The organism is Hyalangium minutum, assembly GCF_000737315.1.
GTDB lineage: Bacteria > Myxococcota > Myxococcia > Myxococcales > Myxococcaceae > Hyalangium > Hyalangium minutum.
The window spans coordinates 94,214-108,537 of record NZ_JMCB01000014.1; the positions used below are offsets into that span (position 1 = coordinate 94,214).

General features: G+C 68.1%; 11 protein-coding genes. 6 read left to right on the forward strand and 5 right to left on the reverse strand.

The annotated features are described in order from the left end of the window. Positions 1-74 precede the first annotated feature (74 nt). The 3 genes from DB31_RS31150 to DB31_RS31160 all read left to right on the forward strand — a co-directional run bounded on the left by DB31_RS31150 (position 75) and on the right by DB31_RS31160 (position 3,137). Positions 75-449: a response regulator transcription factor gene (locus tag DB31_RS31150; RefSeq protein WP_044194245.1), complete on the forward strand. Its 375-nt coding sequence runs from the start codon at positions 75-77 to the stop codon at positions 447-449. 12 nt (positions 450-461) lie between these two features. Continuing rightward, on the forward strand, positions 462-1,457 hold the full coding sequence (locus DB31_RS31155) for a TIGR02266 family protein (protein ID WP_044194249.1): 996 nt from the start codon (positions 462-464) through the stop codon (positions 1,455-1,457). A gap of 78 nt (positions 1,458-1,535) precedes the next feature. Next, complete coding sequence (locus tag DB31_RS31160; RefSeq protein ID WP_044194251.1) at positions 1,536-3,137, forward strand: sensor histidine kinase; 1,602 nt, start codon at positions 1,536-1,538, stop codon at positions 3,135-3,137. Positions 3,138-3,151: 14 nt separating this feature from the next. Here the strand turns inward: DB31_RS31160 and DB31_RS50055 are convergent, their stop codons facing one another. Further along, positions 3,152-4,021: a hypothetical protein gene (locus DB31_RS50055; RefSeq protein WP_044194255.1), complete on the reverse strand. Its 870-nt coding sequence runs from the start codon at positions 4,019-4,021 to the stop codon at positions 3,152-3,154. A gap of 124 nt (positions 4,022-4,145) precedes the next feature. Beyond that, entirely contained in the window at positions 4,146-5,330 is a 1,185-nt protein-coding gene (locus DB31_RS31170; RefSeq protein ID WP_044194258.1) for a THUMP domain-containing class I SAM-dependent RNA methyltransferase, read from the reverse strand. A gap of 30 nt (positions 5,331-5,360) precedes the next feature. Between DB31_RS31170 and DB31_RS31175 the strand changes: the two genes are divergently transcribed. After that, positions 5,361-6,254: a ferredoxin reductase domain-containing protein gene (locus tag DB31_RS31175; protein WP_044194261.1), complete on the forward strand. Its 894-nt coding sequence runs from the start codon at positions 5,361-5,363 to the stop codon at positions 6,252-6,254. 424 nt (positions 6,255-6,678) lie between these two features. Beyond that, a complete protein-coding gene (locus DB31_RS31180; protein ID WP_157232261.1) occupies positions 6,679-7,275 on the forward strand; it encodes a hypothetical protein in 597 nt (198 codons plus the stop codon). On the opposite strand, the gene DB31_RS31185 is transcribed toward DB31_RS31180, so the two are convergent. Beyond that, entirely contained in the window at positions 7,272-8,792 is a 1,521-nt protein-coding gene (locus tag DB31_RS31185) for a S1 family peptidase (RefSeq protein WP_044194265.1), read from the reverse strand. The two genes, DB31_RS31180 and DB31_RS31185, sit on opposite strands and share 4 nt — an antisense overlap. Before the next feature lie 416 nt (positions 8,793-9,208). Here DB31_RS31185 and DB31_RS31190 point away from each other — a divergent pair, with 416 nt between their 5' ends. Then, positions 9,209-11,089 (forward strand): RICIN domain-containing protein, encoded by a 1,881-nt coding sequence (locus tag DB31_RS31190; RefSeq protein ID WP_044194268.1) that lies wholly within the window; start codon positions 9,209-9,211, stop codon positions 11,087-11,089. 15 nt (positions 11,090-11,104) lie between these two features. Here DB31_RS31190 and DB31_RS31195 read toward each other — a convergent pair whose 3' ends face one another. Further along, positions 11,105-12,238 (reverse strand): hypothetical protein, encoded by a 1,134-nt coding sequence (locus tag DB31_RS31195; RefSeq protein ID WP_157232262.1) that lies wholly within the window; start codon positions 12,236-12,238, stop codon positions 11,105-11,107. A gap of 63 nt (positions 12,239-12,301) precedes the next feature. Next, complete coding sequence (locus DB31_RS31200) at positions 12,302-14,140, reverse strand: M4 family metallopeptidase (protein WP_044194275.1); 1,839 nt, start codon at positions 14,138-14,140, stop codon at positions 12,302-12,304. Positions 14,141-14,324 lie beyond the last annotated feature (184 nt).

A 14,324-nucleotide genomic window follows, 5' to 3' on the forward strand; every position in this document is an offset into this window, starting at 1 on the left:
CCATATCGCAAAAGTCGCGCGGGCAGCCCTACCTCCTCGGGTGATCGCGAGGCCGCACCGGTTAAGATGGTGACATGTCCGACGCTCCGACCCTGCTCCTCGTGGATGATGACAACTTCGTGCGGCGCATTCTCAAAGACACCCTCGCGGAAACCGGTATCGAGCTGAGGCTGCTCGAGGCCTCGGACGGCGAAGAGGGCCTGGCCATCGCCGCGCGCGAGAAGCCCGCCCTCATGTTCCTGGACCTCTTCATGCCCCGGCGCAGCGGCCTCGAGGTGCTCGCCGCCATGAAGCAGACCTCTCCCAAGACGCGCGTGCTCGTCATCAGCAGCATGGACGCCGAGCCCGTGGTGGAGCAGGCCCTGGCCGCTGGCGCCGTGGGCTTCGTGGGCAAGCCCTTCCACCCGCTGGAGATCGCATCCGCCGTCCGTCAGGCCCTGGCTCAGTAGGAGGGCCGTCTCATGACCGTCAACTATTGGATTGGCGATTCCGTTGGTCGTGTCCTCGGTCCCCTGACGCTCCAGGCCCTGCGAGACTTGGTGGGCTCGGGCCGCCTGAAGGCGGTGGTGAAGGCCTCGCGCGATGGCAGCACCTGGTTCCCCATCCAGGAGCTCGCCGAGGTGAGGGACCTGCTCTCCACGGTGAAGCTCCCCACCGAGAAGGAGCTCGCCGAGAAGATCCGCCTCCAGTTGCGCCAGCTTCAGACCCTGAAGACCCCACGTGAGGTCTTCGGGCTGGCGCCCGGTGCGAGCCTGGATGAAGTGCGCCTGGCCTTCTTCAAGCACGCCAAGCGCTACTCGCCCGAGCACCTGGCCGCCGACGCGGCCCCGGAGCTGCGCCGGGCCTCGCAGGAGATGTTCGACTTCCTCTCGCAGAAGATGCGCGAGGCCGAGTCCGTCCGCCCGGCGCCTCAGGGCACTCCGGCCCGAGGCACCACCCCCGTGCCGATCCGGCCCGCTCCCCAGTTAACTCCGGCCCGAGGCACCACCCCCGTACCGCTCCGGCCCGTCCCTCCCGGTTCGACGGCGCCCTTCAACCCGGCCTCTCCGATGGCCACGCCTGTGCGCAAGCAGGTGGCCGCGCCCACCTACTCGAGCGAGGAGTTCGTCGGCCTCCAGCTGCGCAACCAGAACGACCAGGTCCACGCCGACATCCACGTCACCGACCGGAACCTCGGCATGTTCACCGAGCACCGGATGATCAACCTGTCCTCCGGCGGCCTCTTCATCAACACCCGGCGGCCGCTGAAGCTGGGCACCAAGGTGCGCCTGACGCTGCACTTCGCACAGCCCCCGCGCGCCATCGAGCTGCGCAGCGCCGTCATCTGGGAGCACGCCCTGGATGACGGCAAGCAGCCCCAGGGCTATGGGCTGGGACTGGCGGGCCTCCGCCAGGAGGAGAAGACGTTCCTCCAGGAGTACGTCCGCGCCCACTACAAGCCGCCTGCCACCGGCTAGGCGCTCGACCGGCAGAGTCCTCGCTGTGTCCTCCCCTCCTCTTGCGTGCCGCACGAGAGCATTCCAGGATGTGCTCTCGTGTCTGACACCTCCGAGTACCGGCCGCTCGAAGGACTTCCTGTGCCTGTCGCGGTCCTCCGCGCGGAGCGGTTGGTCTACGCCAACCCAGCGTTGAGGGCGCTGCTCGGCACCTCCTCGGAGGAGCTGTCCGGCCTCTCCATCCCGCAAGTGCTGGAGCGCTTCCTCCCGCAGGAGCGCACGTGGGTGCAGCCGCGCTACGAGTCCCGGACGCGCGGCGAGCACCCCACCGGCAGTGAGCTCTGGCTGCGCCTGAAGGACTCCAACGGGCGCGAGCGGCTGTGCCATGTCCAGACCCACCGCGGCTCTCAGCCCGATGAGCAGCTGGTCCTGGTGCAGGACATGGAGACGGAGGACACCGTCCGCCGGCTCACCGAGGCCCTGGCGGCCGCCGCGGTGAAGCTGATGCACTGCCGGAGCGAGCAGGACGTGTTGGAGCTGGCTGTGGACACCATCCACCAGCAGGGCTTCTACATCTCGGTGCTGCGCCTGGAGGGGGACGTGTACCTGCATGGCCCCGTACGGCAGGATCCCGTGGCCCTCGCCTTCGGCGAGAAGCTCTACGGCCGGCCCATTCACGAGGTGCGATTCCCCCGCAGCAGCATTCCCCACCTGGATACCGTCCTCTCGCAGCGCAGGGCCGTCTTCCACCAGGACATCCACTCCGCGCTGGAGCACTTCCACACCCCGGAGCTGGCCGCGTACCTCAAGCGCACCTTTCCCAACGCCAACGCCCTGGATGCGCCCATCATCGTCGGGGATGTGCCCTACGGCATCCTCGCGATCCAGGGCCAGCAGCTCAGCCCCGCGAGCGCGGGCACGCTGGAGCTCTTCGCCAACATGGTGGGCAGCGCGCTGGAGAACGTGCGCCACCACCGTGAGGCTTCGGCCCGTCTGGCGGAGCTGTCCCGGCTCCAGGGCGATCTGGTGGAGCAGGAGCGGCTCACGGTGCTCGGAGAGGCCGCCGGCGTGGTGGCCCACGAGGTGCGCAACCCCCTGGGCGCCATCCTCAACGTCGCGGCCGTGCTCAAGCGCGAGCCCCAGCTCAGCACCATTGGCACCAGCGCGGTGGCCATGCTGGAAGAAGAGGTGACGCGGCTGGAGGACATCGTCCGCGATTTGCTGGACGTGGTCCGGCCCTTCGAGCCACGCCTCAAGCCGCTGCATCTGGGCGAGCTGGCCCGGCGCGTGGTGGACCTGCTGCATCCGGTCTGCGAGTCCACCGGGGCCCGCATCCAGCTCGAAGAGGCGGCGCAGCTGCCGCTGCTCCCAGGGGATGAGACGCTGCTGCAGCTCGCGCTGAGCAATCTGCTGCGCTACGCCCTGCGCTCCTCGCCTTCTGGAGGCACCGTGCGCCTGGCACTCTCGAACGCCCCAGGGGGCCTCTCCATCGTGATGGAGGACCAAGGCGCGGGGCTCTCGGGCGTGGACTCCCAGCGCGTCTTCGAGCCCTTCTTCACCAGCCGCGCCACGGGCGCCGGGCTTGGGCTGGCCGTGGTGCGGCGCGTGGTGCTCGCGCACGGAGGAAAGGTCGGCGTGAGCGGGCGGACCGAGGGCGGCGCTCGCTTCGAGGTCTTCCTGCCGGTGGGTGAGCGCGGCTGAATGCTGCGGGCTGGCTACACCCGGATGCCCAGCACGCGCAGGCTGTTGAGCACGCCGTTGTCGAAGGCCAGGTTGCTGTAGGCGCCCACGTCCAGGTTGAAGCCGGAGCCTTGGCCCGTCAGGTCACGGGAGATGCGCTCGCCCAGCGCATCCACCGTCTTCTCCTCCAACTGCGAGTTGCCGTCGCCCGTGGTGGCCGCGTGGCCCAGCTCGTGCGCCAGCGTGTGGATCAGCGCGGGGCTGTTCGGATCAGCGATCTCGATGGAGGTGCTGCCGTTGCCCCAGCGGGTGACGCCCTCGGTGCCGCCACCGCCGTCCGGGTTCAGGCCCGGGTTGACGGAGATGGAGTTCAGGCCGTTGGCCTTCGCCGCGGCCAGGAGCTTGGCCCCATCCGGGTGGCTGGCAATCTGCTGGAGCGCCTGGGCCAGCCGGGGATCCGACACCTGGATGCCCTGAACCGACGTCCCACCGCCCGCCGCGTTGGCCGCCGGAGCAGCCGGAGCCGCGCGCGAGGCGCCGCCGTCCAGTGAGGGCATGCCGCCACCGCCACCACCACCGCCGCCGCCACCACCACCGCCGCCCGCTGCGGGCGTGAAGCTGTCACCACCACCACCACCGCCGCCACCGCCCACCGGGGACGCGCCCGAGGGACCCGAGGAGCCCAGATCCTGGCCAGGAGGAATGATGCCCGCGCGCTTCAGCTGCTCCAGCAGCGCCGCGAGGATCTTCTCCAGCTCGGCCAGCGTGTCCTGAACCTTCTCGTCCTTCTTCGCATCCGCCGGCTGAACGCCGCCTGCCTTCGCATCTCCCGTGGGGGCCTGAACGCGCTGAGCCAGCGACTGAAGCAGGTTCGAGCCGAAGCGACCGGAGATGGGCGACACCATGGGCGGCTCCTCTCCCGACGGGCATTGTCGGAGTGGATGGGGTTTGTGCCTACATTCTCGGCTGGTGTGGGGAAGAGTTGCCTACTGACTCCTAAAAAAAGAGAGTCCTCGGAGTTTCGAGCATTTACGGAGCCAGAGGCCCGGACAGCAGGAGCCGGCAGCGCAGACCGCCGTTCCGCACACGCAGGCTTCGTGTCTCTCGCAGGCCCAGGTCGCGAATCAGCCCGTCTTCATCTGGGACGATCAGCGCCGCGCGCCAACCCTGGAACGCCTTCCTCAAGGTGGCGCCCAGCGCCCGGTACAGCTCCGGCAGCTCACCGCCCTGCCCGACGCGCTTTCCATACGGTGGGTTGGCGACCACCAGCCCCGGCCCCGCGACGGGCGGCTGGAGCGTCTTCACGTCCCGCCTCTCCAGGGCCAGCGTCAGCCCGGCCCTCCGCGCGTTGCGACGCGCCGTCCCGAGCGCCCCCGCGTTGATGTCGAAGCCGTGCAGCGAGGCGCGCGGAGCGGGCAGTGCCTCCGCCTTTGCCCGGGACTGGCGCTCCTTCCAGGCCGCCTTGTCGAACGAGGGGAAGCGCTCGAAGGCGAAGGTCCGCTCCAGGCCCGGAGCCCGGCGCATGGACATCCACGCGCCCTCGATGAGGAACGTGCCCGAGCCACACATCGGGTCCACCAGCGGCTCCGCGCCGTCGTAGCCCGCGAGCTGGAGGATGCCCGCGGCGAGCGTCTCACGCATGGGCGCCCGGCCAATCTCCTGCCGGTAGCCGCGCCGGTGGAGCGGCTCTCCGCTGGTGTCCACGCTCACGGTGCACTCGGGACCGTCGAGGCGCAGGAGCACCGTGAGGCCCTGTGTCCCTTCCTCGTCCAGCGCCCCCGCCCGCCCCACGGTGGAGAGCCTCCAGGCCTTGGCCAGCGCAGTGGGCACCGCACTCCCTGGCACCTTCGAGCCATGGGCCGCCACGGAGAGGCTGGGCAACTCTTTCCCATCCCACACGTGGCTCAGGTCCAGCCGCGCGAGCTCGCGCGTGAGGGCGCCCACGTCCGGTGCGTGGAAGTGGCCCAGGCGCAGCAGCACCCGGCTGGCGGCGCGCAGGCGGAGGTTGGCTTCCTGGTGCAGACCGGCGTGCCCCTCCAGTTCCACTCCGCCTTCCACCCGCCGAGGCGTCCAGCCCAGCGCGGTGGCCTCCGCCTCGAGCGCGGACTCCAGGCCTGGGGGGGCCACGGCGAAGACCTGCTCCATCTGGCGGATGCGCGTCACGGACGGACCATTGTCCGCGCCTGGGGGTCGGCCGCAATCGTTATCGTCCATGGCGCCTCATTTGCGTTAAGGGAAGGGCGCATGAGCTCCGCCGAGTCCCCCACCGTTACCCTCCGCAAGAAGCCCCTGGAGTACGAAGTCACCGTCACCGAAGTGCGGCAGGAGACGCACGACACCGCCACCCTCTTCCTGGACTTCGGGGGCGCGGCTGTCGAGTACAAGGCCGGCCAGTTCATCAACATTGACCCGCACCAGTTCCCCGCGTTGCGCACGCTCGCCGCGTACCTGCAGGAGCAGAAGGGCCGCCGGGAGCTGTTCCGCTCGTACTCGATGTCCTCCGCGCCCCACGAGTCCCAGGTGGCCATCACCGTGAAGGACGAGGAGTTCATCCCCGGGATTACGAAGTACCCAGCGCTCTTGGCACCCTACCTCATCCACGGCCGGCTCACGGGCGCGCGCATCAAGGTCCAGGGCTTCATGGGCCCCTACACCCTGCCGGACGACGTGCAGGAGCGCACCGACCACATCGTGCACATTGCCGCAGGCTCGGGCGGGGTGCCCAACTTCGCCATCCTCAAGGACGCGCTGCACCGGGGGCTGAAGCTGCGCCACACCGTGCTGTGCTCGAACAAGACGTGGGCGGACATGCTGTTCCGCGAGGAGCTGGCCAAGCTGGAGGCCGGGAATCCGGGCACCGTGCGCGTGCTGCACACGCTCACCCGCGAGACGGACGAGTCGCGGTTCAACGACAAGGTGCGCAAGGGCCGCATCAGCCAAGCCCTTCTGGAGGAGCTCATCCCGGACAAGCAGACGTGCCTCGTCTACGCGTGCGGCCCGGCCATCACCGCGTGGGATCGGCGCAAGGCCATGGAGACGCGCACCCCGGCCACGCCCCGCTTCATGGAGACGGTGCTCGGCCACCTCCACACGCTCGGCGTGGACGACAAGCGCATCAAGCGCGAGACGTACGGCTGATTCCCCGCTGGGACCGATACAGAATTCTTGGAATGCCGCGCTGAAGCGATGCTGGAGGTGGTTCCAGCGATCGCTATACCTCTTTGGGGGTATGGCCGGCGTTGATCGCGCGGCGATAGATGGCACTGGCCGGCACGGAGCCGGTGCGAGCAAAGCCGCTGCACTCAAGAAGCGCTGAAACCACCTCCCGTACGGGAGTGCACAGAACTCCTGCCCCGGCGGGCAGGGGAGGCCCATGCCGGGCCCGCTTATGGTGCGGAAGAAGCCACCTGAAGGGGGACCCATGGTGAGGGCTGCAAGATGCGAAGCGTTCTCGCTGTGGCTGGGAACGTGCCTGGTGTTGCTGAGCGGGTGCGGGACCAGCCGGAGCGCCGAGCTTCGGAGCTGGTCATTGAATGGAGTGCCTCCGGAGAAACAGGAGGCCGTGCGCCAGGCCGAGAAGGAGCGGCAGCAGCTCTCGGCGAAGAAGGACCGGGCACACGGCGCCCTCCAGGAGACGAAGCGGGAGCTGGACCTCGCCCATCGCGAAGTGGAGGCCGCGGAGCTTCGCAAAGACGCTCAGGAGAAGCTCCTGGAGGCCGAGAAGCTCACGGGCCAGCCGGCCAGCGTCCAGCAGGTAGAGGCCCAGCTTCGGGCGGCGGACAGGGCGCTCGAGGTGGCCCAGGCCCGGGTGCGCTGGCGCCAGGTGAAGGTGGACGCGGCGGTGGCGCTGCGGGAGTGCCACGACAAGGAGCTCCAGCACGCGGACGCCGAGCTGGACTACGCCCGCTACCGAGTCCTGAAAGAGAGCGGGGACACCCGGGTCCACGCGTACACGGACGAGGAGTTCGTGTCGAAATCCTCGGACGCGAAGAGCGAGGCCGATGACGCCTGCCGCGAGTCCGCCGCCAGGACGAAGGACGAGCGAGAGGCGCTCGCGCAGTGGGAGGAGCTTCGCGGCCCCCTCCAGGCGCGCGGAGGGCTCGTGAGCCCTCCGGTGGGTGCTTCAGGAACACCCCAGCTGCGCGGCCCAGCGCGTTAGCGCAGGAACCACTTCTGGTTGGCGGTACCGCCGCACTCCCAGGTCTGCAGGCGGGCGCCGCTGTTCCCGTTCCACTCCTTGATGTCCACGCACTTGTTGGCCTGCGGGTTCACGAGGTCACCCGCGCCGCTCAGCACGAACTTCTGGGCCGGGTTGCCATTGCAGGCGACGAGCTGAATCACGGCGCCGTTGGCCGTCGAGCCCCAGGCCACGTCCATGCACTTGCCGAGCGCCCGGAGGGTGCCGTCCGAGTAGAACGTCCAGCTCTGCGCGCCGGTGCCATTGCAGTCCCACATCTGCAGCGGAGTGCCATCTGTGGTGTTCGAGTTGGGAATGTCGATGCACTTGCCATTCCAGTTCGAGACGATGGCGCGGCCAGTGGGGGCAGGAGCGGAGGTGGTGAGTGTGAGGCCGTAGGCGGAGAGGAGAGGCCGGAGCGGCTGGAAGAACGTCGTGCCGCCCGTGGTGCAGTTGCCCGAGCCGCCCGAGGTGACGCCCTGGGCCTGATCACCGGAGAGCCAGGAACCGCCGGAGTCGCCGCCCTCGCAGCAGGCGTTCGTCTGGGTCATGCCATAGACGGCGCCCTGGGCGTAGTTGACGGTGACGTTCTTGGCCTGGATGACGCCGCAGCGCCAGCCGGTGGTGGAGCCCGAGCGGCAGATGGATGCGCCAATGGCGGCCTCGTTCGAGCCGGCCACGTTGGCCACGCCGCCCGCGTAGTTGTTCACCCAAGGCAGCGAGGCCCAGGAGCCGTTGACCTGCACCCAGCCGATGTCATTGCCGGGGAAGGTCGAGCCGCGCACGGTCCCCTGAGCCGCTCCGTTGGAACCCGAGGTGGTGGTGCCCACGCCGCCGCAGTGGCCCGCGGTGACGAAACCGCCGTTGACGGAGAAGCCGATCGAACAGCGCGCGTTGCCCGGGTAGTAGGCATCACCGCCGCGCAGATCGTACATCGTGCGGGGCTCCTCCTTCGAAGGCACCACGCGAACCGAGCCGTCCTCCGTGCCGAGGCCCGCGAGGAAGGACTTGGCGCTCCACAGGGCGAAGTCCTGGGCCGTGACGACGACGGTGTTGGTGGTGACGTCGACGTACCAGGTGTGGACGGACCGGCCGGCAAACCGGGCATTGCGGTCCAGCTCCGCCTTCACCTTCTCCAGCTGCTTCTCACTGCGAGCCACCAGCCGGGGCTCGGCGCCAGCGCGGCGGACGGCGTCGGCCTGGGCCGCGTCGGTGATACCGACGATGAGCTTGCTGCCGTCCTCGTTCAACCAGGCGCCGCCGAAGGCGTCGCCCAGGTCATCGCGCAGCGAGTGCTCGAGGCGCGCGGCCAGCGCCTCCGTGACCAGTCGGCGCTCGGCCTGCTCCGGGGTGAGGCGGAGGTCACGCTGCATCGCGGAGAGAACCTGCGGCGAGGCGGCCGGCAGGGCCACGGCCTCGGGCTCGGCGGCCACGGCAGTGGTGGGGACGGCGGACAGACCGGCGAACAGCGCCGTCAGGGCGGTGAGCTTGTTGATCATGAGGGGTTCCTCGGGGTGAGTTGTGGACCGCCGCCCCAAGCAGAAGGCGTGCCAGCCTATCACGAGAAAGCGCTTTCACTCGAAAGGCGGTTTTTTCCGGAAGGCCTCTAGGATTGCCCACACCCGGTTTCCTGGTGACTCGTGTCACCGCCAGAGACTGGGAAACCGCGCGGTTTCCCTCTGAGGGGCTCACATGGTGACTGCCGACACCATTTGGTGACTGCTGTCACCAGTTGCTTCGGTGTGTGCCCCCGGTGGACAGGCGCGGGAATGGCATTCCCGGAGGCGTCACGGTCCCAACAGAAAACATGAAGACCGTGCCGGGCTGGTCCTGATGTTGCTTCACGCCGCGCGCGCCCGGACGAGCCTCACCGTATCCGGGCGTGGCTTTCCTCCCCATCCTTCAGGAACTGCGTATGCCCATGAATCCCTTCCAGCGCCGGAGCCCGTGGAGCGGCCTCGCGGTCGCGGGGCTCCTCTGTGCCCTCTCCCCTTCCCTCGCGAGCGCCGCCAGCGAGTCCGTCCAGGTCTGGCTGACGAGCACCTCGAACAATGCCCTCTCCAAGCGGCTCAGCACCGAGCCGTCGAAGAACTTCGGGCCGGAGAGCGGCACGGCCACGGTGATCGACATCAACGAGGCCACCACCTACCAGACCATCGACGGCTTCGGCGGTGCACTCACCGATTCGTCCGCGTGGCTCATCTACAACTCGCCCCAGCGCAGCGCGATCCTCAATGACTTGTTCAGCGTCGGTGAGGGCGCCGGGTTCAACCTGGTTCGGCTGCCCATGGGCGCGTCGGACTTCGCGCGGAACAACTACACCTATGACGACACCTGCTGCGATCTGAATGACTTCTCGGTAGGCCACGACGCGGCCTACATCATCCCGTTGCTGCAGCAGGCGCGGCAGCTCAACCCCGAGGTGAAGATCCTCGCGGTGCCGTGGAGCGCTCCCGGGTGGATGAAGTTCAACAACTCGCTGACGGGGGGCGGGTACCTGCGCAATGACTTGTATGGCCTGTATGCCAATTACTTCGTGCGCTTCGCCCAAGCCTACAACAGCTACGGCCTGCCGATTCACGCCTTCAGCATCCAGAACGAGCCGCACAACGGTAACAGCACGTATCCGACGATGCAGATGGAGTCGAGCGACCAGTCGAACTTCGCGGCCCAGCACCTGCGGCCCGCGCTGAACAACGCGGGGTTCGGCTCGGTGAAGCTCCTCGCGTGGGACCACAACTGGTACGACCACGGCGGCCCCGCGGGCTTCCCCTACGAGGTGATGAGCTACAACAACAGCCAGGCGCGAGCGGCGGTCGCGGGCGTGGCCTACCACTGCTACGAGAGCCCCGAGGGCAGCTACACCGTCCAGAACGACTTCCACAACGCCTATCCGGACAAGGAGATCCACTTCACCGAGTGCACCGGCGGCACCTGGGCGACGAACCAGGCAGCGAACCTCGAGTGGGAGCTGCAGAACAACGTCATCGGGCCGCTGCGCAACTGGGCGCGAAGCTCGCTGTACTGGAACATCGCGCTGGACCCCAACAGTGGCCCCTACGTCGGAGGCTGCACCAACTGCCGCGGCATGCTCACCGTGAACAACGGCGCGGGCACCTACACCAAGAACGAGGACTATTACGCGTGGGCACACCTGGCGAAGGTGGTGCGGGCCGGCGCGGTGCGTATCGCCTCGACGAGCCAGGCCAACGGGGGCATCCAGACCGTCGCTTTCAAGAACCCGGACGGCTCACTGGCGCTGATCGCCCTGAACTCCCACGACACCAGCACCCTCACCTTCAAGGTGCGCTGGGCCGGGCAGTCCTTCGACTACTCGCTCCCGCCGAGGTCTGTGGCGTCGTTCAAGTGGGGAGGCACCTACCGCCTCGTGAACAAGGCCACGAACCGGTGCGTGGACATCGCCGGGCCGAGCACCGCCGACGGCGCCGCCATCCACCAGTGGGCCTGCCACACCAGCGCCAGCCAGCAGTGGCACCTGGTGCCGACGGACAGCGGCTACTACCGGCTCGTCTCGCGCTACAGCGGAAAGGGGCTCGACATCGCCAGCCAGAGCACCGCCGACGGCGCCACCCTCCAGCAGTGGACCTCCTTCGGTGGCTACAACCAGCAGTTCAAGCCCGTCTCGCTCGGCAGTGGCTGGTACCGGTTCGAGGCGCGCCACAGCGGCAAGGTGCTCGACGTGGCCAACTGCTGGAGCAGCGGTGACGGCGCCAAGGTCCAGCAGTGGACCTGGTCCAACAACGACTGCCAGCAGTTCCGGCTTGAGCCGATGTAGAGAGTGAGCCGCAGTTCAGGCCAGGGCAGCCACGTTCACCACCTGCTGGAACCGCGAGGCATGGGCTTGAAGAGCCTGCCTCGCCGCATCGCTCAGGCCGAAGACGATCACCCGATGGCCTGTCAGGGCCGCATTCAACAGCAGCTCGAAGACGTTTCCATCCGCCGGAGAGAGGCTCTCTCCCTGAAGAACGCCAATGGCGTCCGGATCCCAGCGCAGCGCGGACCGAAGCGCCTCTGGCAGCTCGGCGGTGGGCTGCGCCAGCACCTGGTAGTTCGTGTCCTTCATCCGCTGCTGGACCCGCTCGATGAGGTCCTTGGGCATGCTGAAGAGCCCGAACCACTGCTTGACCTCGGGGAACCACGCAAGCAGGGGATCAGGCGGGTGCAGCGCATCGCGGATGCGCTGGAAGCGGGCGGGATCTCCGCCGTCGCCGTCGAACGAGATCCAGCGAGCACAGACCTCCCCCAGGTGGTTGCGATCCTCATCCGCCTCGCGGAGGAATCGCTCCAACTCTTCCTCCGTGGCACCCGCTCGCCACAGCCCCCGGACGACGGCGCCTCGGACATTCAGGAAGTCGAAGGTGCCGAAGTCCTCCATCCGGATGTCGAGGTGTGCACCGCGCTCGGAGAGCCCCACGGCCACGCCGGGGTAGCGTACCGGCCCCTCCGTGGGCGCCAGCACCGAGCGCGGAGGAGGCCACTGAGGCACGAGGGTGAACGGGTCGGCCTCGGCGTCCCAGCGCGCGGCCACCGCCAAGCCGAATCCCACCCGCCGCAGGGGACGCTCCCACAGCAGCGCATCGAGGTAGCGAGGCAAGGCACCCGGGTCTCCGTTGCAGCGCTCGACCTGATGGAAGGTGTCCAACAGAATGGAGGCCATGTCCGGATCCAACCCGGCGTGAGCACGGGTCAGGGCCGCGAGCACACGATGCTCCCCATGCTGGGTGTAGCCGTTGCTCACCCAGCCAGAGATGCCATTGCGGTACACCTCGTTGTTGCACCACGCGTAGAGCAACGCCACCACCCCGGGGCTGAGGGCCCCCACCTCCTTCCAGCGGGTGATGTCGAAGTCGACCTTCTGGAGCGCATCCGCCGTGGCCTGCGAGAGGTTCTCGACTTCATCTTCGGTCATGAGGGGGGACGACACGTGAGGCTCCAGGGCCAGAGAAGGTCGCGAAGATGCCCTGAGAGCCTCATGCCTTCAACCGGCTTACTTCACGCCCACCGCGCTCCAGCTGTCCTTCACCTTCTGCACCTCCACCGAGTTGGCCCCGTACAGGTCCGTGGCGGCGTTGATCGTCGCCTGGCGAGCCTGGGCGAAGGTGGTGTTCGGCGTCATGTAGTTCTCCAGGGCCCGGTAGAAGACCTTCAGGCCCTTCTCCATGCCGATGCCGTCCTTCACTTCCTGGCCCGACGTGCGGTTCTTGCCGCCGTTGGCCAGTAGGTAGAACGCGTTGTTCGCAATGCCGCTGGAGCCGTGGACCTCGGTCTGCTTCGGGTAGTTCTTGTAGTTGTCGATGGAGTAGCCGTCCTTCGTCGGGTCATCCATGTAGCGCAGCGCGTCCCCGGTGCCGTTGGCCGGCGTCCACGCGTCCTCGCCCATCTTCCAGTCGAACTCCACCGCCGAGTTCTTCTGCGAGGCGTACCACTCCACGCCCGTGCCCATGATGTCGCTGAACGCCTCGTTGAGGCCGCCGGACTCGCCCTCGTAGATGAGGCCCGCGGTGCGCTCGGTCAGCCCGTGCGCAATCTCGTGGCCGGCGATGTCCAGCGTGGTGAGCGGGCCCGCATCCTTCCCGTCGCCGTCGCCGTAGTTCATCTTCTCGCCATCCCAGTAGGCGTTCACGTAGTTCTTGTCCACGTGCACGTAGGACACCAGCTTCTCGCCCTTGCCATCCAGCGAGTTGCGGCCCAGCACGTCCTTGAGGAAGTCGTACGTCATCTCCGCGCCGTAGTGCGCATCCACCGCCGCCTTCGTGCGCGAGTCGTCCGTCGCCTCGCCCCACACGTCGTTCTTGTCCGTCAGCGGCGTCTGGCCGCTGGCCGTCGCCTTGTTCTTCGCGTCGTACGTCACGACGCCATTGCCGCGCGTCTTGTCCTCGAGCGTGTAGGTGCCATTGGCCTGCTTCGTGGTGGAGAGGTCCACCTTGCCGCTGTAGAGCGTGCTGTCATCCGCCTTGCCCGTGGCCGGAGTGCCGGGCGTGGTCGGCGTGGCCGGCGTGGCTGGCGTCGTGGTGCCCGCCGTCTGGGACTGCGCGGCACCCGCGTGGTCCTTGGGCAGCTCGATGCCGCCCATCTGGTCGAAGCTGCGCACCATCTCGCCGCTGTTGGCGTCGACGAAGTAGTTCATCCGGCGCGGGCGCTCATCGGCCTTCAGGTCGTTCACGTGGGTCATCTGCACGTGGTAGGCGGCGTGGTACTGGCCATCCTTGCCCTGGACGATAACGCGCTCGGCGGAGGGCGGGTGTGCCGCATCCGTGTTGCCCGCGAAGGCCTTCTGCGCAATGGACAGCGCGTCCTGCGACGACAGTTTCGCCGGCCCCGAGCCCAACCCTGCTGGGATGGGTTCCGTGCCGCCCGTGAGGCCGGACACCTTGCCGTCCTTGTCCAGGTGGCTGATGACCTGCTCCCCGAAGACCTTCACACCCTCGTGGGTGCGGTCCAGGCGGACATGCGTCATGCCAAGTTCGTCACGCGTGACAGAGCGGGGCGAGAAGGCGCTCTGCGCATCTCCGCCGGGCACGAAGCCGCGGGAGCTGCCACCGGACTGCTTCTGGATGAAGTCGAGCGACTTCTGGATGGCGCCGCGCGCCTCGGGGCTGCTGAGTTCCAGCGGGCCGGGCGTGGCCGAGGCCGGAGCGGCCGTCTGCGCGGTGAGCGACACCAGCGGCTTGTTGCCCGACGTGGCGAAGCTCGACTTCGCCTCGAAGCCCGAGCCCTGCGTGCGGGCCTGAGCAGCCACCGGCTTCTGCGGCGCGACGGTGTTGGCGGCGGCGGGGGTGAGGGAGGAGGACAGAGAGGGCTGCTGGGAACGGTGGGTGATCTGCATGGCGGGCTCCGAGTGAGTGAGGGTAGGAATTAGTGCCTACCAGTGTGTTTATGTATGCCCTATGGAGCACGATGTGTGCCATGCGTCGCGTCACGAACCTGGATTGTAACTCCTTGTTTTTACGAGGACCGGTTCGATCGAGCGAGACAACTGGTGACTTCCGCCACCAGTGAGCACTGCGTCC